Annotated in this window: 20 protein-coding genes; 18 read left to right on the top strand and 2 right to left on the bottom strand. The window is 71.4% G+C overall.

Features of this window, described 5'->3' with window-relative positions:
• Positions 1 to 23: 23 nt before the first annotated feature.
• Both efp and nusB read left to right on the top strand, forming a co-directional pair.
• Entirely contained in the window at positions 24 to 590 is a 567-nt protein-coding gene (gene efp, locus OG892_RS05815; RefSeq protein WP_073737549.1) for an elongation factor P, read from the top strand.
• 2 nt (positions 591 to 592) lie between these two features.
• Positions 593 to 1,024, top strand: coding sequence for a transcription antitermination factor NusB (gene nusB, locus OG892_RS05810; RefSeq protein ID WP_024490948.1), 432 nt, complete (start codon positions 593 to 595; stop codon positions 1,022 to 1,024).
• A gap of 173 nt (positions 1,025 to 1,197) precedes the next feature.
• On the opposite strand, the gene bldD is transcribed toward nusB, so the two are convergent.
• On the bottom strand, positions 1,198 to 1,698 hold the full coding sequence (gene bldD, locus OG892_RS05805) for a transcriptional regulator BldD (protein WP_014157378.1): 501 nt from the start codon (positions 1,696 to 1,698) through the stop codon (positions 1,198 to 1,200).
• A 221-nt stretch (positions 1,699 to 1,919) separates the two neighbouring features.
• Here bldD and pyrR point away from each other — a divergent pair, with 221 nt between their 5' ends.
• From pyrR to OG892_RS05735, 14 genes are all read left to right on the top strand, one after another.
• The gene (gene pyrR / locus OG892_RS05800; protein WP_073737550.1) at positions 1,920 to 2,504 is read left to right on the top strand and encodes a bifunctional pyr operon transcriptional regulator/uracil phosphoribosyltransferase PyrR; all 585 of its coding nucleotides are present in this window, start codon (positions 1,920 to 1,922) and stop codon (positions 2,502 to 2,504) included.
• 87 nt (positions 2,505 to 2,591) lie between these two features.
• Positions 2,592 to 3,587, top strand: a complete 996-nt coding sequence (locus tag OG892_RS05795; protein WP_073737551.1) for an aspartate carbamoyltransferase catalytic subunit — start codon at positions 2,592 to 2,594, stop codon at positions 3,585 to 3,587.
• Positions 3,588 to 3,589: 2 nt separating this feature from the next.
• Complete coding sequence (locus OG892_RS05790; protein ID WP_073737552.1) at positions 3,590 to 4,876, top strand: dihydroorotase; 1,287 nt, start codon at positions 3,590 to 3,592, stop codon at positions 4,874 to 4,876.
• Positions 4,873 to 5,460, top strand: a complete 588-nt coding sequence (locus tag OG892_RS05785; RefSeq protein ID WP_073737553.1) for a hypothetical protein — start codon at positions 4,873 to 4,875, stop codon at positions 5,458 to 5,460. Before OG892_RS05790 ends, OG892_RS05785 begins: the two co-directional genes overlap by 4 nt.
• Positions 5,457 to 6,599, top strand: coding sequence for a glutamine-hydrolyzing carbamoyl-phosphate synthase small subunit (gene carA / locus OG892_RS05780; protein WP_073737554.1), 1,143 nt, complete (start codon positions 5,457 to 5,459; stop codon positions 6,597 to 6,599). The genes OG892_RS05785 and carA overlap by 4 nt, the downstream gene beginning before the upstream one ends.
• Positions 6,592 to 9,900: a carbamoyl-phosphate synthase large subunit gene (carB, locus tag OG892_RS05775; RefSeq protein WP_327335972.1), complete on the top strand. Its 3,309-nt coding sequence runs from the start codon at positions 6,592 to 6,594 to the stop codon at positions 9,898 to 9,900. The genes carA and carB overlap by 8 nt, the downstream gene beginning before the upstream one ends.
• A 57-nt stretch (positions 9,901 to 9,957) precedes the next feature.
• Positions 9,958 to 11,067, top strand: coding sequence for a quinone-dependent dihydroorotate dehydrogenase (locus tag OG892_RS05770; protein ID WP_371628615.1), 1,110 nt, complete (start codon positions 9,958 to 9,960; stop codon positions 11,065 to 11,067).
• On the top strand, positions 11,064 to 11,903 hold the full coding sequence (gene pyrF / locus OG892_RS05765; RefSeq protein ID WP_328867716.1) for an orotidine-5'-phosphate decarboxylase: 840 nt from the start codon (positions 11,064 to 11,066) through the stop codon (positions 11,901 to 11,903). The genes OG892_RS05770 and pyrF overlap by 4 nt, the downstream gene beginning before the upstream one ends.
• Positions 11,904 to 12,148: 245 nt before the next feature.
• Positions 12,149 to 12,472, top strand: a complete 324-nt coding sequence (locus OG892_RS05760; RefSeq protein ID WP_024490957.1) for an integration host factor — start codon at positions 12,149 to 12,151, stop codon at positions 12,470 to 12,472.
• 38 nt (positions 12,473 to 12,510) lie between these two features.
• Positions 12,511 to 13,128: a guanylate kinase gene (gene gmk / locus OG892_RS05755; RefSeq protein WP_073737558.1), complete on the top strand. Its 618-nt coding sequence runs from the start codon at positions 12,511 to 12,513 to the stop codon at positions 13,126 to 13,128.
• Positions 13,129 to 13,218: 90 nt separating this feature from the next.
• On the top strand, positions 13,219 to 13,491 hold the full coding sequence (gene rpoZ / locus OG892_RS05750) for a DNA-directed RNA polymerase subunit omega (RefSeq protein ID WP_003970369.1): 273 nt from the start codon (positions 13,219 to 13,221) through the stop codon (positions 13,489 to 13,491).
• Positions 13,492 to 13,635: 144 nt separating this feature from the next.
• A complete protein-coding gene (gene coaBC / locus OG892_RS05745) occupies positions 13,636 to 14,838 on the top strand; it encodes a bifunctional phosphopantothenoylcysteine decarboxylase/phosphopantothenate--cysteine ligase CoaBC (protein WP_371628614.1) in 1,203 nt (400 codons plus the stop codon).
• Positions 14,839 to 15,080: 242 nt separating this feature from the next.
• Positions 15,081 to 16,289, top strand: a complete 1,209-nt coding sequence (gene metK, locus OG892_RS05740) for a methionine adenosyltransferase (protein WP_073737560.1) — start codon at positions 15,081 to 15,083, stop codon at positions 16,287 to 16,289.
• Between the two features lie 132 nt (positions 16,290 to 16,421).
• Positions 16,422 to 18,569, top strand: coding sequence for a primosomal protein N' (locus OG892_RS05735; protein ID WP_371628613.1), 2,148 nt, complete (start codon positions 16,422 to 16,424; stop codon positions 18,567 to 18,569).
• A gap of 457 nt (positions 18,570 to 19,026) precedes the next feature.
• Here the strand turns inward: OG892_RS05735 and OG892_RS05730 are convergent, their stop codons facing one another.
• Positions 19,027 to 19,569 carry a hypothetical protein gene (locus OG892_RS05730; protein WP_073739503.1) on the bottom strand — a complete coding sequence of 181 codons (543 nt, stop codon included), beginning with the start codon at positions 19,567 to 19,569 and terminating at the stop codon, positions 19,027 to 19,029.
• Between the two features lie 241 nt (positions 19,570 to 19,810).
• Here OG892_RS05730 and fmt point away from each other — a divergent pair, with 241 nt between their 5' ends.
• Positions 19,811 to 20,743, top strand: coding sequence for a methionyl-tRNA formyltransferase (gene fmt / locus OG892_RS05725; RefSeq protein WP_073739501.1), 933 nt, complete (start codon positions 19,811 to 19,813; stop codon positions 20,741 to 20,743).
• Between the two features lie 73 nt (positions 20,744 to 20,816).
• Positions 20,817 to 22,250, top strand: a complete 1,434-nt coding sequence (locus OG892_RS05720) for an RsmB/NOP family class I SAM-dependent RNA methyltransferase (protein WP_073739499.1) — start codon at positions 20,817 to 20,819, stop codon at positions 22,248 to 22,250.
• Positions 22,251 to 22,357: the final 107 nt, after the last annotated feature.

The raw sequence follows: 22,357 nt of genomic DNA, 5'->3' as shown, positions 1-22,357 counted from the left end.
TCAGTCCAGGAGATTCCGCAACCGTGGCTTCCACGAACGACCTCAAGAACGGCCTGGTGCTCAAGCTCGACGGAGGCCAGCTCTGGTCCGTCGTCGAGTTCCAGCACGTCAAGCCCGGCAAGGGCCCCGCCTTCGTGCGCACCAAGCTCAAGAACGTGCTCTCCGGCAAGGTCGTCGACAAGACGTTCAACGCCGGTGTGAAGGTCGAAACGGCCACCATTGACCGACGCGACATGCAGTTCTCGTACATGGACGGCGAGTACTTCGTCTTCATGGACATGGACACGTACGACCAGCTGATGGTCGACCGCAAGTCCGTCGGCGCAGCCGCCAACTTCCTGATCGAGGGCTTCACCGCCTCCGTCGCGCAGCACGAGGGCGAGGTGCTCTACGTCGAGCTGCCGGCCGCCGTCGAGCTCGTCATCCAGCACACGGACCCGGGCGTCCAGGGCGACCGCTCCACCGGCGGCACCAAGCCCGCCACACTGGAGACCGGTTACGAGATCGGTGTCCCGCTCTTCATCACGACCGGCGAGAAGATCAAGGTCGACACCCGCTCGGGCGATTACCTCGGCCGGGTGAACAGCTAACCGTGGCTGCCCGGAACACGGCCCGCAAGCGCGCCTTCCAGATCCTCTTCGAGGCCGACCAGCGCGGTGAGTCCGTGCAGACGGTCCTCGCGGACTGGGTGCGGCACTCGCGGTCCGACACCCGTCAGCCGCCGGTCACCGAGTACACGATGGAGCTCGTCGAGGGGTACGCGCAGTACGCGGACCGCATCGACGACCTCATCGTCACCTACGCCGTGGACTGGGAGATCGACCGGATGCCGGTCGTCGACCGAAACATCCTGCGGCTCGGTGCGTACGAGCTGATCTGGGTGGACGCGACCCCGGACGCGGTGGTGATCGACGAGGCGGTGCAGATCGCCAAGGAGTTCTCCACCGACGACTCCCCGTCCTTCGTGAACGGCCTGCTGGCCCGCTTCAAGGACCTCAAGCCGAACCTCCGCCGGGAGCAGTAGCCACCGGCGCCGCTCAGTACGACGAAGGGCCCGCGGTCAGCAGACCGCGGGCCCTTCGTCGTACTGAGCGGCCCGCCCGAGAAGGCGGACTGCCGGAAAAACAGGAACGCCGGAGCGGCGGGGCGTCCGGGAAAGGGCCCCGCCGATCCGGCGGTACGTTTCTGCTGGGGCGCTCAGCCCTCGTCGTGGGCGACGGCGCGGCGCGCGTCCGCGTCCAGCACACCCCAGCTGATCAGCTGCTCCGTGAGCACGGACGGGGACTGGTCGTAGATCACGGCGAGCGTGCGCAGGTCGTCCTGGCGGATCGAGAGCACCTTGCCGTTGTAGTCACCGCGCTGGCTCTGGATCGTTGCCGCGTAGCGCTGCAGCGGTCCGGCCTTCTCCGGCGGGACGTGGGCGAGGCGCTCCAGGTCCAGGACGAGCTTCGGCGGCGGCTCGGCAGCGCCGCCGGGCGTCGTACCGGGCAGGAGCTCCTGCACGGGGACACCGTAGAAGTCGGCCAGCTCGGCGAGGCGCTGCACGGTCACGGCACGGTCACCGCGCTCGTACGACCCCACGACGACGGCCTTCCAGCGGCCCTGGGACTTCTCCTCGACTCCGTGGAGGGAGAGGCCCTGCTGGGTGCGGATGGCACGGAGCTTGGCCCCGAGCTGCTTTGCGTATTCGCTGGACATAAGGCTCCCGGGACGCTGGAACATTTCGCGGCTCCGCCGCGTGGCTGGTAACTCACTGTGAGGTTACGCAGCGTTACTTGGGTGCGTCAAGCTGAAAGGTTCCGACCGGTACCTCCCGGGGGTGCGTCGAGGGCCCTGCACAAGCCCTGGTAACGTGGATGACGCAATTTCGACGTCCTTTAAGATCCGTCCGGTGAGGCGGAGAAGGAGGTCCGTTTCTTATGGACGCACAGCACGACGCCACCGGCAATGCGGCACGCCCCGTTCTCGAGGCTCCCGACATCGCCCGAGTACTGACCCGTATCGCCCACGAGATCGTCGAACGCGCCAAGGGCGCCGACGACGTGGTGCTCCTCGGCATCCCGACCCGGGGCGTCTACCTCGCCCGCCGGCTCGCCGACAAGCTCGAAGAGATCACCGGCCGGAAGATGCCGGTCGGCTCCCTCGACATCACCATGTACCGGGACGACCTGCGGATGCACCCGGCACGGGCCCTGGCCCGCACCGAGATCCCCGGCGAGGGCATCGAGGGCCGCCTGGTCGTCCTCGTCGACGACGTCCTCTTCTCCGGCCGTACGATCCGCGCCGCGCTCGACGCGCTCGGCGACATCGGCCGGCCACGCGCGGTGCAGCTCGCGGTCCTCGTCGACCGCGGACACCGCGAACTCCCGATCCGCGCCGACTACGTCGGCAAGAACCTCCCCACGTCGCTGCGGGAGACGGTCAAGGTCCAGCTCGACGAGGAGGACGGCCGCGACGCCGTCCTGCTCGGTGCCGGGCGGACCGCCCCGTCGGGCGAGCGGTAACCGCACCTCACGTACGGCTCACCCGCCGTACGGCGGCTTCCGCACGCCCGCACGCCTGAACCCTCCAGCCACCCGGAGAACACCCAGATGAAGCGTCACCTCATCTCGGCCGCCGACCTCACCCGCGACGACGCCGTCCTGATCCTCGACACCGCCGAGGAGATGGCCAGGGTTGCGGACCGGCCGATCAAGAAGCTCCCCACCCTGCGCGGCCGTACCGTCGTCAACCTCTTCTTCGAGGACTCGACGCGCACCCGCATCTCCTTCGAGGCGGCCGCCAAGCGGCTGTCCGCCGACGTCATCAACTTCTCCGCCAAGGGCTCGTCCGTCTCCAAGGGCGAGTCGCTCAAGGACACCGCCCTCACCCTGGAGGCGATGGGCGCGGACGCCGTCGTCATCCGGCACGGCGCCTCCGGCGCCCCCTACCGCCTGGCCACCTCCGGCTGGATCGACGGCGCGGTCGTCAACGCCGGTGACGGCACCCACGAGCACCCCACCCAGGCCCTGCTGGACGCCTTCACGATGCGCCGCAGGCTGGTCGGGGCGGACGCCGGACTCGGCGAGGACCTCGCCGGACGCCGGATCACGATCGTCGGCGACATCCTGCACAGCCGGGTCGCCCGCTCCAACGTCCACCTGCTGACCACCCTCGGCGCCCACGTCACCCTGGTGGCCCCGCCGACCCTCGTCCCGGTCGGCGTCGAGCAGTGGCCCTGCGACGTCAGCTACAGCCTCGACAAGGTGCTGCCGGAGTCGGACGCGGTGATGATGCTGCGTGTGCAGCGTGAGCGGATGAACGCCGCGTACTTCCCGACCGAGCGGGAGTACTCCCGCCGCTACGGCCTGGACGGCGAGCGGATGGCGAAGATGCCCGGGGACGCCATCGTCATGCACCCCGGCCCGATGGTCCGGGGCATGGAGATCACCGCCGAGGTCGCGGACTCCGACCGCTGCACGGTCGTCGAGCAGGTCGCCAACGGGGTCTCCATCCGGATGGCCGTGCTCTACCTGCTGCTGGGCGGCTCCGGACCCGCCGCCCCGTCCCACCCGTCGCCCGCCGCCCGTACCGAGGAGAACAAGTAACCATGAGCAAGATCCTTATCCGCGGCGCGAAGGTCCTCGGCGGCGAGCCGCAGGACATCCTGATCGACGGCGAGACCATCGCGGCGGTCGGCACCGGCCTCGACGCCGCCGGCGCCACCGTCGTCGAGGCGGCGGGCCAGGTCCTGCTGCCCGGCCTGGTCGACCTCCACACCCACCTGCGCGAGCCCGGCCGCGAGGACTCAGAGACCGTCCTGACCGGCACCAGGGCCGCGGCCGTCGGCGGCTTCACCGCCGTGCACGCCATGGCCAACACCTTCCCGGTCGCGGACACCGCCGGAGTCGTCGAGCAGGTCTGGCGGCTCGGCAAGGAGTCCGGCTACTGCGACGTGCAGCCCATCGGCGCCGTCACCGTCGGCCTGGAGGGCAAGCAGCTCGCGGAACTCGGCGCCATGCACGATTCGGCCGCCGGAGTGAGGGTCTTCTCCGACGACGGCAAGTGCGTCGACGACGCCGTGATCATGCGCCGCGCCCTGGAGTACGTGAAGGCGTTCGACGGGGTCGTCGCCCAGCACGCCCAGGAGCCCCGCCTCACCGAGGGCGCCCAGATGAACGAGGGCGTCGTCTCGGCCGAGCTCGGCCTCGGCGGCTGGCCCGCCGTCGCGGAGGAGTCGATCATCGCCCGCGATGTGCTGCTCGCCGCCCACGTGGACTCCCGGGTGCACATCTGCCACCTGTCGACCGCCGGATCCGTCGAGATCGTCCGCTGGGCCAAGTCCAAGGGCTGGAACGTCACCGCCGAGGTCACACCGCACCACCTGCTCCTCACCGACGAGCTCGTGCGCTCCTACAACCCCGTCTACAAGGTGAACCCGCCGCTGCGCACCGAGGCCGACGTCATGGCGCTGCGCGAGGCCCTCGCCGACGGCACCATCGACTGCGTCGCCACCGACCACGCCCCGCACCCGCACGAGGACAAGGACTGCGAGTGGGCCGCGGCCGCCATGGGAATGGTGGGCCTGGAGACCGCGCTCTCCGTCGTCCAGCAGACGATGGTCGAGACCGGACTCCTGGACTGGGCGGGCGTCGCGGACCGGATGTCGCTGCGCCCGGCCGCCATCGGCCGCCTCGAAGGCCACGGCCGCCCCGTCGCCGCCGGCGAACCCGCCAACCTCACCCTGGTCGATCCGGCATACCGTGGAGCGGTGGACCCCGCGGGCTTCGCCTCCCGCAGCCGCAACACTCCGTACGAGGGACGCGAGCTGCCGGGCCGAGTGACCCACACATTCCTGCGGGGCCGTGCCACGGTCGTCGACGGGAAGCTCGCGTGACAACACTCAGCCCCAATTTCCAGCTGTACCAACTGGCCGCCGAGCGGAAGTCGGCCGAGGTCACCGACTGGTCCGCCCGGATCAGCTGGGTGATCGGACTGGCCGTCCTCGTAGCCTTCGTCTACTGGCTGATGCGCCAGGGATGGAAGTGGCGCGGCAGCCTCCAGTCCGGACTGTCGGACCTCGCGACCCGCCCGGACGGCTTCGCGGACGGTGAGCAACTGCTCACCCTGACCGGGCGCTACCACGCCTCGACGACGGCCGGGCAGTGGCTCGACCGCATCGTCGCCCACGGCCTCGGCACCCGCAGCCGCGTCGAGCTCACCCTCACCGAGCAGGGCCTCGACGTCGTACGGCCCGGCGCGGCGGACTTCTTCGTCCCCGCCGCCGACCTGCGCGAGGCCCGGACCGACAAGGCACTCGCCGGCAAGGTCCTCCCCGAGGGCGGCCTGCTCGTCATCACCTGGGCGCTCGGCGACCAGCTGATCGACTCCGGATTCCGCTCCGACCACTCGGCAGAACACGCTGCCTGGGTCGAAGCCGTCAACCACCTCACCAGCTCTACGGAAGGCACCGCACGATGACGATCTCCACCCGGGGAGCCGCCAAAGCTCCCGCCGTACTCGTCCTGGAGGACGGCCGCGCCTTCCGCGGCCGCGCCTACGGGGCTGTGGGGGAGACCTTCGGCGAGGCGGTGTTCTCCACCGGCATGACCGGCTACCAGGAGACGCTGACCGACCCCTCGTACCACCGCCAGGTCGTCGTGATGACCGCCCCGCACGTCGGGAACACCGGTGTGAACGACGAGGACCCCGAGTCGAAGCGCATCTGGGTCTCCGGCTACGTCGTGCGCGACCCCGCCCGTACGCCCTCCAACTGGCGCTCGAAGCGCTCGCTCGACGAGGAGCTCACGGCCCAGGGCGTCGTCGGGATCAGCGGCATCGACACCCGCGCCCTCACCCGCCACCTGCGCGAGCGCGGCGCGATGCGCGTCGGCATCTTCTCCGGCAACGCCATCGCGGATGAGGGCGCCCTGCTCGCCAGGGTGCGCCAGGCCCCCGAGATGAGCGGTGCCGACCTGTCCGCGGAGGTCGCCACCAAGGAGACGTACGTCGTCCCCGCGATCGGCACCAAGAAGTTCACCGTCGCCGCGATCGACCTCGGCATCAAGGGCATGACCCCGCACCGGATGGCCGAACGCGGCATCGAGGTGCACGTCCTGCCCGCGACCGCCACCCTTGAGGAGGTGTACGCGGTCGCCCCCGACGGCGTCTTCTTCTCCAACGGCCCCGGCGACCCGTCCACCGCGGACCACCCGGTCTCCCTCATGCAGGGCGTCCTGGAGCGGCAGACCCCGCTCTTCGGCATCTGCTTCGGCAACCAGATCCTGGGCCGCGCGCTCGGCTTCGGCACCTACAAGCTGAAGTACGGCCACCGAGGCATCAACCAGCCCGTGCAGGACCGCTCGACCGGCAAGGTCGAGGTCACCGCGCACAACCACGGATTCGCCGTCGACGCCCCGCTCGACAAGGTCTCCGACACCGCCTACGGGCGGGCCGAGGTCTCCCACGTCTGCCTGAACGACCAGGTCGTCGAGGGCCTCCAGCTCCTCGACCGGCCGGCCTTCAGCGTCCAGTACCACCCCGAGGCGGCCGCCGGCCCGCACGACGCCGCGTACCTCTTCGACCGCTTCGTATCCCTGATGGAGGGCCAGCGTGCCTAAGCGCTCCGATATCCAGTCCGTCCTGGTCATCGGCTCCGGTCCGATCGTCATCGGCCAGGCCGCCGAGTTCGACTACTCCGGCACCCAGGCCTGCCGCGTCCTCAAGGCCGAGGGCCTGCGCGTCATCCTGGTGAACTCCAACCCGGCGACGATCATGACCGACCCGGAGATCGCCGACGCCACCTACGTCGAGCCGATCACCCCCGAGTTCGTCGAGAAGATCATCGCCAAGGAGCGCCCCGACGCGCTGCTCCCCACCCTGGGCGGCCAGACCGCGCTGAACACCGCGATCTCCATGCACGAGAACGGTGTCCTGGAGAAGTACGGCGTCGAGCTCATCGGCGCCAACGTCGAGGCCATCAACAAGGGCGAGGACCGCGAGCTCTTCAAGGGTGTTGTCGAGGCGGTCAAGGCGAAGATCGGCTACGGCGAGTCCGCCCGCTCGGTCATCTGCCACTCCATGGACGACATCATGAAGGGCGTCGACACGCTCGGCGGCTACCCCGTCGTCGTCCGCCCCTCCTTCACCATGGGCGGCGCCGGCTCCGGCTTCGCCCACGACGAGGAGGAGCTGCGCCGCATCGCCGGACAGGGCCTCACGCTCTCCCCGACCACCGAGGTGCTCCTGGAGGAGTCCATCCTCGGCTGGAAGGAGTACGAGCTGGAGCTGATGCGCGACCGGAACGACAACGTCGTGGTCGTCTGCTCCATCGAGAACTTCGACCCGATGGGCGTCCACACCGGTGACTCGATCACCGTCGCCCCGTCGATGACCCTCACCGACCGCGAGTACCAGCGGCTGCGCGACATCGGCATCGCGATCATCCGCGAGGTCGGCGTCGACACCGGCGGCTGCAACATCCAGTTCGCCATCGACCCGGTCGACGGCCGGGTCATCGTGATCGAGATGAACCCGCGCGTCTCCCGCTCCTCCGCGCTGGCGTCGAAGGCCACCGGCTTCCCGATCGCCAAGATCGCCGCCAAGCTGGCCGTCGGCTACACGCTCGACGAGATCCCCAACGACATCACCGAGAAGACGCCGGCCTCCTTCGAGCCGACCCTCGACTACGTCGTCGTCAAGGCCCCGCGCTTCGCCTTCGAGAAGTTCCCCTCCGCCGACTCCACCCTCACCACCACCATGAAGTCGGTGGGCGAGGCCATGGCGATCGGCCGGAACTTCACCGAGGCACTGCAGAAGGCGCTGCGCTCCCTGGAGAAGAAGGGCTCGCAGTTCACCTTCACCGGCGAGCCCGGCGACAAGGCCGAGCTGCTGGCCGAGGCGGTCCGCCCGACCGACGGCCGCATCAACACCGTCATGCAGGCGATCCGGGCCGGCGCCACCCAGGAGGAGGTCTTCGACTCGACGAAGATCGACCCCTGGTTCGTCGACCAGCTCTTCCTCATCAAGGAGATCGCCGACGAGCTGGCCGCCGCCGACAAGCTGCTGCCCGAACTGCTGGCCGACGCCAAGCGGCACGGCTTCTCCGACGCCCAGATCGCCGGGATCCGCGGTCTGCGCGAGGACGTCGTCCGCGAGGTCCGGCACGCGCTCGGCATCCGCCCGGTCTACAAGACGGTCGACACCTGCGCCGCCGAGTTCGCCGCGAAGACGCCGTACTTCTACTCCTCCTACGACGAGGAGAGCGAGGTCGCGCCCCGCACCAAGCCCGCGGTGATCATCCTCGGCTCCGGCCCCAACCGCATCGGCCAGGGCATTGAGTTCGACTACTCCTGCGTCCACGCCTCCTTCGCCCTGAGCGACGCCGGCTACGAGACCGTGATGGTCAACTGCAACCCCGAGACCGTCTCCACGGACTACGACACCTCCGACCGCCTGTACTTCGAGCCCCTGACGCTGGAAGACGTGCTGGAGATCGTGCACGCGGAGTCCCTCGCGGGCCCGATCGCGGGTGTCATCGTCCAGCTCGGCGGCCAGACCCCGCTCGGCCTGGCCCAGGCGCTCAAGGACAACGGCGTGCCCGTCGTCGGCACCCCGCCGGAGGCCATCCACGCAGCGGAGGACCGCGGCGCCTTCGGCCAGGTCCTGGCCGAGGCCGGACTGCCCGCACCCAAGCACGGCACCGCCACCACCTTCGCCGGGGCCAAGGCCATCGCCGACGAGATCGGCTACCCCGTCCTCGTACGCCCCTCGTACGTGCTCGGCGGCCGCGGCATGGAGATCGTGTACGACGAGACCCGCCTCGCCTCGTACATCTCCGAGTCCACCGAGATCAGCCCCACCCGGCCGGTCCTGGTCGACCGCTTCCTCGACGACGCCATCGAGATCGACGTCGACGCGCTCTACGACGGCACCGAGCTCTACCTCGGCGGCGTCATGGAGCACATCGAGGAAGCCGGTATCCACTCCGGCGACTCCGCCTGCGCACTGCCCCCGATCACCCTCGGCGGCTACGACATCAAGCGGCTGCGCGCCTCCACGGAGGGCATCGCCAAGGGCGTCGGCGTACGCGGGCTCATCAACATCCAGTTCGCGCTCTCCGGAGACATCCTCTACGTCCTGGAGGCCAACCCGCGCGCCTCCCGGACCGTCCCCTTCACTTCGAAGGCGACCGCCGTGCCGCTCGCCAAGGCCGCCGCCCGCATCTCGCTGGGCGCGACCGTGGCGGAGCTGCGCGCGGAGGGCCTGCTGCCGAAGCACGGCGACGGCGGCACGCTGCCGCTGGACGCGCCGATCTCCGTCAAGGAGGCCGTCATGCCGTGGTCGCGCTTCCGCGACATCCACGGCCGCGGCGTCGACACGGTCCTCGGCCCGGAGATGCGCTCCACCGGCGAGGTCATGGGCATCGACTCGGTCTTCGGCACGGCGTACGCCAAGTCGCAGGCCGGCGCGTACGGCCCGCTGCCCACCTCGGGCCGCGCCTTCATCTCCGTCGCCAACCGCGACAAGCGCTCGATGATCTTCCCGGCCCGCGAGCTGGTCGCCCACGGCTTCGAGCTGATGGCCACCTCCGGCACCGCGGAGGTCCTCAAGCGCAACGGCATCAACGCGACGGTGGTGCGCAAGCAGTCCGAGGGCGAGGGCCCGGGCGGCGAGAAGACCATCGTCCAGCTGATCCACGACGGCGAGGTCGACCTCATCGTCAACACGCCGTACGGAACGGGCGGCCGGCTCGACGGCTACGAGATCCGCACCGCCGCCGTGGCCCGCTCCGTACCGTGCCTCACCACGGTCCAGGCGCTCGCCGCGGCGGTCCAGGGCATCGACGCCCTCAACCACGGCGACGTGGGGGTCCGTTCCCTCCAGGAACACGCGGAACATCTGACCGCGGCCCGCGACTAGAGAAGCCCAGCAGGGGGACACCGGAAACGGTGTCCCCCTCTTCATGAGGACACCGTGATGTACAAGTTCTTCTTCCAACTGGTCTTCAAGCGGATGGACCCGGAGCAGGCCCACTACCTGGCCTTCCGCTGGATCCGCCTCGCCGCCCGCGTGCCCGTCCTGCGCACCTTCGTCGCCGCCGCGCTCGCACCCCGCTACCGGGAGCTGCGCACCGAGGCCCTCGGCCTGCGGATGCACGGCCCCTTCGGACTCGCCGCCGGCTTCGACAAGAACGCCGTCGCGATCGACGGCATGTCGATGCTCGGCTTCGACCACATCGAGATCGGCACGGTCACCGGCGAACCACAGCCGGGCAACCCCAAGAAGCGGCTGTTCCGCCTCGTCGCGGACCGCGCGCTGATCAACCGCATGGGCTTCAACAACGAGGGCTCCGCCGCCGTGGCCGAGCGCCTGGCCGCCCGCGTGCCGGTCTTCCGGACCACGGTCGGCGTCAACATCGGCAAGACCAAGGTCGTCCCGGAGGCCGAGGCCGCCGCCGACTACGTGAAGTCCACCGAGCGGCTCGCCGCCCACGCCGACTACCTCGTCGTCAACGTCTCCTCGCCCAACACGCCCGGACTGCGCAACCTCCAGGCCACCGAGTCGCTGCGCCCGCTGCTGTCCGCCGTGCGCGAGGCAGCGGACCGGACCGTCACCGGGCGCCGGGTCCCGCTGCTCGTCAAGATCGCCCCGGATCTCGCGGACGAGGACATCGACGCGGTCGCGGACCTCGCGGTCGAACTGGGCCTGGACGGCATCATCGCCACCAACACCACCATCGCCCGCGACACCCTGGGTCTGAACTCCTCGCCGTCCCTGACCGGGGAGACAGGCGGGCTGTCCGGCGCACCCCTCAAGGAACGCTCCCTGGCGGTCGTGAGCCGCCTCTACGCGCGAGTGGGGGACCGGATCACCCTGGTGGGCGTCGGAGGCATCGAGAACGCCGAGGACGCCTGGCAGCGCATCCTGGCCGGCGCCACGCTCGTACAGGGCTACAGCGCCTTCATCTACGAGGGCCCGTTCTACGCCCGGTCGATCCACAAGGGCCTGGCCGCGCGCCTGGCCGCCTCCCCGTACGCCACCCTCACCGACGCGGTCGGCGCGGAAACCCGGAAGGCCGTGAAATGACCCCGGAACCCTTCGGCGCACGACTGCGCCGCGCCATGGACACCCGTGGCCCGCTCTGCGTCGGCATCGACCCGCACGCCTCCCTGCTCACCTCCTGGGGGCTGAACGACGACATCGCGGGCCTGGAGCGGTTCACCCGTACGGTCGTCGAGGCGCTGGCGGACCGGGTCGCCGTCCTCAAGCCGCAGTCGGCGTTCTTCGAGCGCTTCGGCTCGCGCGGCATCGCCGTCCTGGAGAAGGCCGTCGAGGAGGCACGGGCGGCCGGCGCGCTGGTCCTGATGGACGCCAAGCGCGGCGACATCGGCTCCACCATGGGCGCCTACGCCGCCACCTACCTGGACAAGGACTCGCCGCTGTTCTCCGACGCGGTCACCGTCTCGCCCTACCTCGGCTTCGGCTCGCTGCGGCCGGCGCTGGACGCGGCGGCGATCTCCGGCGCGGGCGTCTTCGTGCTCGCCCTCACCTCCAACCCGGAGGGCGCCGAGGTACAGCGCGCCACCGCGGCCGACGGCCGCTCACTGGCCCAGCTGATGCTCGACCACATGGCCGCGGAGAACGAGGGGGCCACCCCGCTCGGCTCGGTCGGCGCGGTCGTCGGCGCCACCCTCGGGGACGCGGGCGTGAACCTCGCGATCAACGGCCCGCTGCTCGCGCCCGGCATCGGCGCGCAGGGGGCGACCCCCGCGGATCTGCCGGGGGTCTTCGGGGACGCGGTACGCGAGGTGCTGCCCAGCGTGAGCCGGGGCGTGCTGCGCCACGGTCCGGACGCGGCAGGGCTGCGCGAAGCCGCCGAGCGGTTCGCGGACGAGGTCCGCGCGGCCGTCTCGGAGGGCTGACCATCCCACGTAACAGCGTGTTGACGTAATCCTGACCAAAAAACTCGGTTGTTATGCCAGGAATGTCCTGGTCGGCAAAGGCTGACCAGGACTTTTCGTCTGTTCTCGCTGACTCCGGCGGCCCTGGCCGCTAGTCTCCGTCGAGAGCCAACGCACACAGGTTGTTCGTTGCTCACCAGGTGAGGGGCGATCCCGCTGCCTCACCGGTCCGTATCCGACAGATCGACATCCGAGGTGACGTAGGCGTGGCTCTTCCGCCCCTTACCCCTGAACAGCGCGCAGCCGCGCTCGAAAAGGCCGCCGCGGCTCGCCGGGAGCGGGCCGAGGTCAAGAATCGACTCAAGCACTCCGGCGCCTCCCTCCACGAGGTCATCAAGTCGGGCCAGGAGAACGACGTCATCGGCAAGATGAAGGTCTCCGCCCTGCTGGAGTCCCTGCCCGGCGTGGGCAAGGTCCGCGCCAAACAGATCATGGAACGGCTCGGCATCTCCGAGAGCCGCCGAGTTCGGGGTCTCGGCTCCAACCAGATCGCATCCCTGGAGCGTGAGTTCGGCGGCAGTCCCGCCTGACGTTCTCAGGCACTCCTGAGAACCTGGATAATCGCTCCATGGCTGCAACATCCCGGGGGACGTCCCCCGTACCCCCGGACGCACGTCCGCGGCTGACCGTGCTCTCCGGCCCCTCGGGGGTCGGCAAGAGCACGGTCGTCGCGCATATGCGCAAGGTCCACCCCGAGGTCTGGCTCTCCGTGTCGGCGACGACCCGCAAGCCCCGCCCCGGCGAACGCAACGGCGTCCACTACTTCTTCGTGGACAACGAGGAGTTCGACAAGCTGATCGCCAACGGCGAGCTGCTGGAGTGGGCCGAGTTCGCGGGCAACCGCTACGGCACGCCCCGCCGCGCCGTGCAGGAGCGTCTTGAGGCGGGCGAGCCGGTGCTGCTGGAGATCGACCTCCAGGGCGCCCGGCTGGTCAGGCAGTCGATGGCCGACGCCCAGCTGGTCTTCCTGGCACCGCCGAGCTGGGACGAGCTGGTGCGCCGGCTCACCGGCCGGGGCACCGAGGCGCCCGCCGTGATCGACCGACGGCTCGCCGCGGCCAGGATCGAACTGGCCGCCGAATCCGAGTTCGATACGACGCTCGTCAATACCTCCGTCGAGGATGTGGCACGTGAGCTGCTAGCCTTGATGCTGGAGGCTTCCGGCCACCGTGCCGCCGGCGACTGAACGAACGGGTCGCACCGGTACGGGACCGCACCACACAGCCCCTGACTGTCAAAGATTTCTTTGATCTTCACCCCCTTCGGAAGGCAGAGAGTGTCCTCTTCCATCACCACGCCCGAGGGCATCATCAACCCGCCGATTGATGAGCTCCTCGAAGCAACCGACTCGAAGTACAGCCTCGTGATCTACGCCGCCAAGCGCGCGCGCCAGATCAACGCGTACTACTCGCAGCTCGGTGAGGGACTCCTCGAGTACGTCGGTCCGCTCGTCGACACCCACGTCCACGAGAAGCCGCTCTCGATCGCGCTCCGCGAGATCAACGCGGGCCTGCTCACCTCCGAGGCCATCGAGGGCCCCGCGCAGTAGCAGGAGAACGCACCTTCACCACGGGCCCGGCGGTCACCACCGCCGGGCCCGTGGTGTGTCCGGGGCGGCGGACCGGCGTCCGCGACGGTGAGGCAGCATGGAGGCGTACGTATCCGAGTACGTACCCGAGTGCGGGGAGACGCAGTGGAGAAGCCGAAGGTCGTTCTGGGCGTCAGCGGCGGCATCGCCGCGTACAAGGCGTGCGAGCTGCTGCGCCGGCTGACCGAGTCCGGCCACGACGTACGGGTCGTCCCGACCGAGGCGTCGCTCCACTTCGTGGGCGCGGCCACCTGGTCGGCGCTCTCCGGCCACCCGGTCTCGACCGAGGTCTGGAACGACGTCCACGAGGTCCCGCACGTACGCATCGGGCAGCACGCCGACCTCGTCGTCGTCGCCCCCGCCACCGCCGACCTGCTGGCCAGGGCCGCCCACGGGCTCGCCGACGACCTCCTCACCAACACACTGCTCACCGCCCGCTGTCCGGTCGTCTTCGCGCCCGCCATGCACACCGAGATGTGGGAGCACCCGGCCACCCGGGAGAACGTCGCCACCCTGCGCCGCCGGGGCGCCGTCGTCATCGAGCCCGCCGTGGGCCGGCTCACCGGCGTCGACACCGGCAAGGGCAGGCTGCCGGATCCGGGGGAGATCTTCGAGGTCTGCCGCCGCGTGCTGGCCCGCGGGCCCGCCGCCCCCGATCTGGCGGGCCGCCATGTGGTGATCAGCGCGGGCGGCACCCGCGAACCGCTCGACCCGGTCCGCTACCTCGGCAACCGCTCCTCCGGGAAGCAGGGGTACGCGCTCGCCCGGACCGCCGTCGCCCGCGGCGCGCGGGTCACGCTCGTCGAGGCCAACACCGGCCTGCCCGACCCGTCCGGGGCCGACATCGTCCGGGTCGGCACCGCGACACAGCTGCGCGAGGCCGTGCTGAAGGCGGCGGCGGACGCGGACGTCGTGGTGATGGCGGCGGCGGTGGCCGACTTCCGCCCGGCCGAGTACGCCGCCGGGAAGATCAAGAAGAAGGACGGCCAGGAGCCCGCGCCGATCGCGCTCGTCCGCAACCCGGACATCCTCGCGGAGGTCGCCGGGCGGCGCGCCCGGCCGGAACAGATCGTCGTCGGATTCGCCGCCGAGACCGACAACGTCCTGGCCAACGGGCGCGAGAAGCTCCGCCGCAAGGGCTGCGACCTGCTGGTGGTCAACGAGGTGGGGGAGCGCAGGACCTTCGGCGCGGAGGAGAACGAGGCGGTGGTGCTGGCGGCCGACGGCGGCGAGACCCCGGTGCCGTTCGGGCCCAAGGAGGCGCTCGCCGACACGGTCTGGGACCTCGTGTCGCCACGACTTGCGTGAATTTCCCGTGACGCCGCTCCGACGGCCCGGTCCCCCGGGAACACGGCACCGGACGGCGTCCGGAGACGCCGCCGAGGGGCCTTCGGACGGCCGTGCCACATGTCACAGAACTCCCAAAGGGCGAGACACGTTGTCCACCGGCCGGAGCCGACCGATAAACTGGTCCAGGACCGTACCGGGCGCAGCTCCCGGGCCCGTCCGCCAATGATCAGCCAGCAGCCGCTGCAACCCCAGGGAGCGATGTGTCCCGCCGTCTCTTCACCTCGGAGTCCGTTACCGAGGGTCACCCCGACAAGATCGCTGACCAGATCAGCGACACCATTCTCGATGCACTCCTCCGAGAGGACCCGACGTCGCGCGTTGCCGTCGAGACCTTGATCACCACAGGTCAGGTGCATGTTGCGGGTGAGGTCACGACCAAGGCCTACGCCCCGATCGCCCAGCTGGTGCGCGACAAGATCCTGGAGATCGGCTACGACTCCTCCAAGAAGGGCTTCGACGGCGCCTCCTGCGGCGTCTCGGTGTCCATCGGCGCGCAGTCGCCCGACATCGCGCAGGGCGTCGACACCGCGTACGAGAAGCGGGTCGAGGGCGATGAGGACGAACTCGACAAGCAGGGCGCCGGCGACCAGGGCCTGATGTTCGGGTACGCCTGCGACGAGACGCCCGAGCTGATGCCGCTGCCGATCCACCTCGCGCACCGGCTGTCGCGCCGGCTGTCCGAGGTCCGCAAGAACGGGACCATCCCGTACCTGCGTCCCGACGGCAAGACCCAGGTCACCATCGAGTACGACGGTGACAAGGCCGTCCGGCTCGACACGGTCGTCGTCTCCTCGCAGCACGCCAGCGACATCGACCTCGACTCGCTCCTCGCACCGGACATCCGCGAGTTCGTCGTCGAGCACGTGCTCTCGCAGCTGATCGAGGACGGCATCAAGCTGGACACCGAGGGCTACCGCCTGCTGGTGAACCCGACCGGACGCTTCGAGATCGGCGGCCCGATGGGCGACGCGGGTCTCACCGGCCGCAAGATCATCATCGACACCTACGGCGGCATGGCCCGTCACGGCGGCGGTGCCTTCTCCGGCAAGGACCCGTCCAAGGTGGACCGTTCGGCCGCCTACGCGATGCGCTGGGTCGCCAAGAACGTCGTCGCCGCCGGGCTCGCCGCCCGCTGCGAGGTCCAGGTCGCCTACGCGATCGGCAAGGCCGAGCCGGTGGGCCTCTTCGTCGAGACCTTCGGCACCGCCGTGATCGAGACCGAGAAGATCGAGCACGCCATCGGCGAGGTCTTCGACCTCCGCCCGGCCGCGATCATCCGGGACCTCGACCTGCTCCGCCCGATCTACGCCCAGACCGCCGCGTACGGCCACTTCGGCCGTGAGCTCCCCGACTTCACCTGGGAGCGCACGGACCGGGTGGAGGCACTGCGGGGGGCCGCGGGCCTGTAGGTCCCAGGCCGGCCCCGCCCAGCGGGCACCCTTTCGCCGGAGCCCGGACGCCCCATCGGTGTCCGGGCTCCGGCGTTGCGTCCGGGCTCGGAGCCGGCCGGAATGTCAGTGGCGTCTGGTAGGAATTTGGCTGTGAGCAGCGACAACGAGGGGTCCGACGAGCCCGGCACCGGGGCTCCGGAGCAGCTTGCGCTGATTCGGGAGACGGTGCGGCAGGCCAAGGTGCCCCGCGCCAAACCGAGGACCTGGCGCGGCGCCGCCCTCGCCGGTGAGCTGCCCGTCGCCCGCGTCCTGGTGAACAAGGGCGCGCTCCACCTCGACCAGTACTTCGACTACGCCGTCCCCGAGGAGCTCGACGCCGTCGCGCAGCCCGGGGTGCGGGTGCGGGTGCGCTTCGGCGCGGGCGGCCGCAATGTCCGGGGCGGGCGGCGCGAGGGCGGCGGCCTGATCGACGGATTCCTGGTCGAGCGGCTGGCCGAGTCCGACTACGGCGGGGCGCTGGCCGCCCTCGCCTCCGTCGTGTCACCCGAACCGGTCCTCGGGCCCGAGCTGCTCGGCCTCGCCCGAGCCGTGGCCGACCGGTACGCCGGCAGTCTCGCGGACGTCCTGCAGCTCGCGGTGCCGCCGAGGAACGCCCGCGCCGAGTCCAAGCCCTCTCCCGAACCCCTGCCGCCGCCCCCGGCCCCCGCTCCGGGGAGCTGGGCGCGCTACGGGCAGGGCGCGGCGTTCCTGGACGCGCTGGCCTCCGGCGGCGCGCCCAGGGCCGTGTGGACCGCCCTGCCGGGACCGCACTGGCCGGAGGAGATCGCCAGGGCCGTCGGCGCGACCCTCGCCTCCGGACGCGGCGCACTGGTGGTGGTCCCCGACGGACGGACCGCGGCACGGGCCGACACCGCGCTCACCGGGATCCTCGGTGAGGGCCGCCACGCCCTGCTGACCGCCGGCTCCGGCCCGGAGAAGCGGTACCGGGAGTGGCTCGCCGTGCGGCGCGGGTCCGTCCGGGCGGTCGTGGGTACGCGGGCCGCGATGTTCGCCCCGGTCGCCAACCTCGGCCTGGTCGCCGTCTGGGACGACGGGGACTCCAGCCACAGCGATGACAACGCCCCCTTCCCGCACGTCCGCGAGGTCCTCGAACTGCGGGCGGCGCACAGCGGGTGCGGCTTCCTGCTCGGCGGTACGAACTGCACCGTGGAGGCCGCCCAGCTGGTCGAGAGCGGCTGGGCGCTGCCGCTGCGCGCCGACCGGGAGCAGACCAGGATCGCGGCGCCCCTGGTGCGTACCGTCGGGGACGGCGAGCTCGCGCGGGACGGCGCCGCACGGGCCGCGAGGCTGCCGAGCCTCGCCTGGCAGACCGTCCGGGACGGACTGCGCAGCGGCCCGGTGCTCGTCCAGGTGCCGCGTCGCGGGTACGCCCCGCGGCTGGCCTGCGAGCGCTGCCGGGAGCCCGCGCGCTGCCGGCACTGCGCGGGACCGCTGGAGGCGCCCGACCAGCGGGACCTGAACTGCGCCTGGTGCGGCCTGCCCGAGACGTCCTGGCACTGCGTGGCCTGCGGGGGCCGCCGGCTGCGCGCCCAGATCGTCGGGGCCCGCCGCACGGCGGAGGAGCTCGGCCGGGCGTTTCCCGCCGTACCGGTGCGGACCTCAGGACGCGACCACGTGCTGGACTCGGTGCCGGATCAGCCCGCGCTCGTGGTCAGCACCCCCGGCGCAGAACCCGTCGCGGAGGGCGGGTACGCGGCCGCGCTGCTGCTGGACGGCTGGGCGATGGTCGGCCGCCCCGATCTGCGGGCCGGTGAGGAGGCGCTGCGCCGCTGGACGGCGGCCGCCGCGCTGGTACGGGGGCAGCCGGAGGGCGGCACGGTGGTGATCGTCGCGGAGCCGACGCTGCGTCCGGTGCAGGCCCTGGTGCGCTGGGACCCGGTCGGTCACGCCCGCCGTGAGCTGGCGGAACGGGCCGAGCTGGGCTTTCCGCCGGTGTCCCGGATGGCGTCGGTGACGGGGGAGCCGCAGGCACTCGCCGCGTTCCTGGCCACCGCGGAGCTGCCGGCGGACGCGGAGGTGCTCGGTCCGGTGCCGGTCCCCTCCGCCGAGCCCGGACGGCCCCGCAGGCCGTTCGACGCGCCGCCGGGGGAGACCTGGGAGCGGGCCCTGGTCCGGGTGCGTCCGGGCAGCGGGGCGGCGCTGGCGGCCGCGCTGAAGTCCGCGCAGGCGGCGCGGATGTCCCGTGGGGGAGGCGGGGGTCCGGTACGGATCAGGGTGGACCCGCCGGACATCGGGTGACGGCGTGACGTTGCCGCTTCTCCTTGGCGCGGGTTTTGTCCTCAATCGCCGGACGGGCTTGGGTGGTGCGGGGGCTCCGCCGGGTGCGGGGTGCGCCTGCACGGTGGGTGGGGGTTCGGGGGCCCTCCGGGGCGTCTCCTCAAAAACTGGCGTGGCGACCGGAGACGTAGCGGGGGCCGGGTAGTACGCCAATTTTCTGCGGGGACTCCCCTGCACGCCCCCGGACCCACTCGTCGCGCGTCTGCGACAGTCGTTTCGCCGGTGTTCAGACGCGCACGATGCTGGGGTGGGGACGTGCAGGGGAGTCCCCGCAGGAAATGGCGTACGACCCGGGTCCCTCACGTACCCGGGTGAACACGCCATTTTCGAGGAGACGCCCCGGAGGGGCACCACCCCCACCCACCGGACCAGGCGCACCCCGCACAGGCGGAGCACCCGCACCAAGGGCCCGGGAGTGTCAGCCGTTGCGCGGTCCCGGGAAGGCGCCCGGGCGCAGATCCTCGCGCGACGGCGGACGCTCCGGCGACGGCTGCGGCGGCATCGATCGTGCGGCAGGCACGGAGGGCAGCGCCGGAGCGGCGGACCCCGGCGCCATGGGCTCCGGGCGCTGCGCCATGGGCTCCGGGGCCTCGGCCGCCGGCGGCTGGGCGGCGGCGCGCCGGGTGCCGTAGCGGCGGTGGACCGCCTGCTTGGTGACTCCGAGCGCGGAGCCCACCGCGTCCCAGGAGAAGCCCAGCGAACGGTCGAAGTCCACTGCCGCCGTCACCAGGGTCTCGACACTGTCCCGCAGTTCCTGGGCCAGCCTGACGGTGGGGGCCGGGGCCCTGCCGTAGACGACGAAGCCGGCGGACGGGCCGGAGCGGCGCGGACGGTAGACGTTGCCCAGTTGGGCGGTGAGCGTGCGCAGCGCGTCCACCTGCCGCCGGACCCGCTCGATGTCCCGCACCAGAAGATGCAGGCTGGCCCGCGCTTGGGCGTCGTGGGTTGCGTGGTCGGCCATGAAGAAGCCTCTCGAACCGGCGTTGAAAGGGATCGGGCCGCACCGTGGCGGCTCGCTTCGGTCAATCTCACTTGACCAACGCCTCAGCCGGGGATCTGGTCACGCTACGGGGGCGTATACGCACCTGCGAGGGGCGCGCAACCGTGCGTACGCCCCCTGGGAGGGCGCCGGCCCCCGGGACCATAGACTTGTGCGTTGCTCGTCACCGTAACGTTTCGGCCTGAGAGGCAGTCAGCCACCCATGAAGCTCGTCTTCGCAGGCACCCCCGAGGTAGCCGTACCCGCACTGGACGCACTGATCGCCTCCGGCCGGCACGAGGTCGCCGCCGTCGTCACCCGGCCCGACGCGCCCGCGGGGCGCGGCCGCAGGTTGGTGGCCAGTCCCGTCGCGGAGCGGGCGGAGGAGGCCGGGATCGAGGTGCTCAAGCCGGCCAAGCCGCGGGACGCGGACTTCCTGGCACGGCTGCGGGAGATCGCGCCGGACTGCTGCCCGGTCGTCGCCTACGGGGCGCTGCTGCCCAAGGCCGCGCTGGATGTTCCCGCCCGGGGCTGGGTCAACCTGCACTTCTCGCTGCTGCCGGCCTGGCGCGGCGCCGCACCCGTGCAGCACTCCGTCATGGCGGGCGACGAGGTGACGGGCGCCTCCACCTTCCTGATCGAGGAGGGGCTCGACTCCGGGCCCGTGTACGGAGTGCTCACCGAGGAGGTCCGGCCCACCGACACCAGCGGTGACCTGCTGACCCGGCTGGCCTTCGCCGGGGCCGGGCTGCTCGCCGCGACCATGGACGGCATCGAGGACGGCACCCTGCACGCCGTGCCGCAGCCCGCGGAGGGGGTCACCCTCGCGCCGAAGATCAGCGTCGAGGACGCCCGGATCGAGTGGTCGGCGCCCGCCCTGCGCGTCGACCGGGTGGTCCGCGGCTGCACCCCCGCCCCCGGCGCCTGGACGCTCTTCCGCGGCGAGCGGCTCAAGCTGGTGCAGGCGGTGCCCGTCGTGGACCGGGCCGATCTGGCGCCCGGCGAGCTGTCGGCGGCCAAGAACAACGTGTACGTGGGCACCGGATCGCACGCGGTCGAGCTGCTCTGGGTCCAGCCGCAGGGCAAGAAGCCGATGCGGGCCGCGGACTGGGCGCGCGGCGTGCGGATCGTCCCCGGCGAGCTCGTCGGCAGCTGACGGACCGGCGGGCCGGGGCGGGGACGTAGGCTGGGGCGGTTCGCCCTCTCACCATCAGCGGAGCACCTTTCACGTGAACGACCAGCCGCGTCGCCGTCCCGCCACACCGCACCGCCGACCGAAGAAGGACCCGGTCCGGTTCCTCGCCTTCGAGGCCCTCAGGGCCGTCGACGAACGCGACGCGTACGCCAACCTCGTCCTTCCCCCGCTGCTGAAGAAGGCCCGCGCGGCGGGCGACTTCGACAGCCGGGACGCGGCGCTGGCGACCGAGCTTGTCTACGGAACGCTGCGCCGCCAGGGCACCTACGACGCGATCGTCGCCGCCTGCATCGACCGGCCGCTGCGCGAGGTCGACCCGCCGGTCCTGGACGTGCTCAACATGGGCGTGCACCAGCTGCTCGGCACCCGCATCCCGACCCACGCCGCCGTCTCCGCCAGTGTGGAGCTGGCCCGGGTGGTGCTCGGTGAGGGGCGGGCCAAATTCGTCAACGCCGTCCTGCGCAAGGTGACCGCCGACGACTTCGACGGTTGGGTGGCGCGGGTCGCACCCTCTTACGAGGACGACGCGGAGGACCACCTCGCCCTCGTGCACTCGCACCCGCGCTGGATCGTCTCCGCGCTGTGGGACGCCCTCGGCGGCGGCCGGGCCGGCATCGAGGACCTGCTGGAGGCCGACAACGAACGGCCCGAGGTCACCCTCGTCGCCCGCCCCGGCCGCTCCACCACCGATGAGCTGATGGATGCGCTCGGCGAGGACAACGGGCTCCCGGGCCGCTGGTCGCCCTACGCCGTACGGATGGCCGAGGGCGGTGAGCCCGGCGCCCTGACCGCCGTGCGGGAGAGCCGGGCCGGAGTCCAGGACGAGGGCAGCCAGCTCGTCGCCGCGGCCCTCGCCAACGCGCCGCTGGAGGGCAGCGACACCCGCTGGCTCGACGGCTGCGCCGGACCCGGCGGAAAGGCCGCCCTGCTGGCCGCCCTCGCCGCCGGCCGGGGTGCCGCCCTGCTGGCGGCCGAGAAGCAGCCGCACCGGGCCCGGCTCGTCGAGCGCTCGCTGGCCGGCAACCCCGGCCCGTACCAGGTGATCACCGCCGACGGCACCCGCCCGCCGTGGCGGCCCGGCACCTTCGACCGGATCCTGATGGACGTCCCGTGCTCGGGCCTCGGCGCGCTGCGCCGCCGGCCGGAGTCCCGCTGGCGGCGCCGCAAGGAGGACCTGGAGAGCTTCGCGCCGCTCCAGCGCGGTCTGCTGCGCGAGGCGCTGAAGGCCGTACGGGTCGGCGGCGTCGTCGGCTACGCGACCTGCTCGCCGCACCTGGCGGAGACCCGGGTGGTCGTCGAGGACGTGCTCAAGGGCCGCGGCGGCGCGCCGGTCGAGGCCGAGTGGGTCGACGCCCGTCCGCTGATGCCCGGGGTGCCCGCCCTGGGTGACGGACCGGACGTCCAGCTGTGGCCGCATCTGCACGGCACGGACGCGATGTACCTCGCCGTGCTGCGGCGTACCGGCTGATCACACCCGCCCCCGTGTATTCGCCTTTCCGATGTCCTTTTCCCGGGATATGAAAAGAAGGCAAATGCCAAAGAATATTGAATTACTTTCCCGGCTTTGCCGTATGT

Origin of the sequence: Streptomyces sp. NBC_00341, from assembly GCF_041435055.1 — a bacterium.
Lineage (GTDB): Bacteria > Actinomycetota > Actinomycetes > Streptomycetales > Streptomycetaceae > Streptomyces.
This window is presented reverse-complemented; position numbering and strand designations above follow the sequence as displayed.

Bases quoted from the DNA above. Each gene is read 5' to 3' on its own strand.
- bldD (WP_014157378.1), bottom strand. From the start codon at position 1,698: ATGTCCAGCGAATACGCAAAGCAGCTCGGGGCCAAGCTCCGTGCCATC.
- pyrR (WP_073737550.1), top strand. From the start codon at position 1,920: ATGGACGCACAGCACGACGCCACCGGCAATGCGGCACGCCCCGTTCTC.
- OG892_RS05795 (WP_073737551.1), top strand. From the start codon at position 2,592: ATGAAGCGTCACCTCATCTCGGCCGCCGACCTCACCCGCGACGACGCC.
- OG892_RS05790 (WP_073737552.1), top strand. From the start codon at position 3,590: ATGAGCAAGATCCTTATCCGCGGCGCGAAGGTCCTCGGCGGCGAGCCG.
- carA (WP_073737554.1), top strand. From the start codon at position 5,457: ATGACGATCTCCACCCGGGGAGCCGCCAAAGCTCCCGCCGTACTCGTC.
- OG892_RS05770 (WP_371628615.1), top strand. From the start codon at position 9,958: ATGTACAAGTTCTTCTTCCAACTGGTCTTCAAGCGGATGGACCCGGAG.
- pyrF (WP_328867716.1), top strand. From the start codon at position 11,064: ATGACCCCGGAACCCTTCGGCGCACGACTGCGCCGCGCCATGGACACC.
- gmk (WP_073737558.1), top strand. From the start codon at position 12,511: ATGGCTGCAACATCCCGGGGGACGTCCCCCGTACCCCCGGACGCACGT.
- OG892_RS05730 (WP_073739503.1), bottom strand. From the start codon at position 19,569: ATGGCCGACCACGCAACCCACGACGCCCAAGCGCGGGCCAGCCTGCAT.
- fmt (WP_073739501.1), top strand. From the start codon at position 19,811: ATGAAGCTCGTCTTCGCAGGCACCCCCGAGGTAGCCGTACCCGCACTG.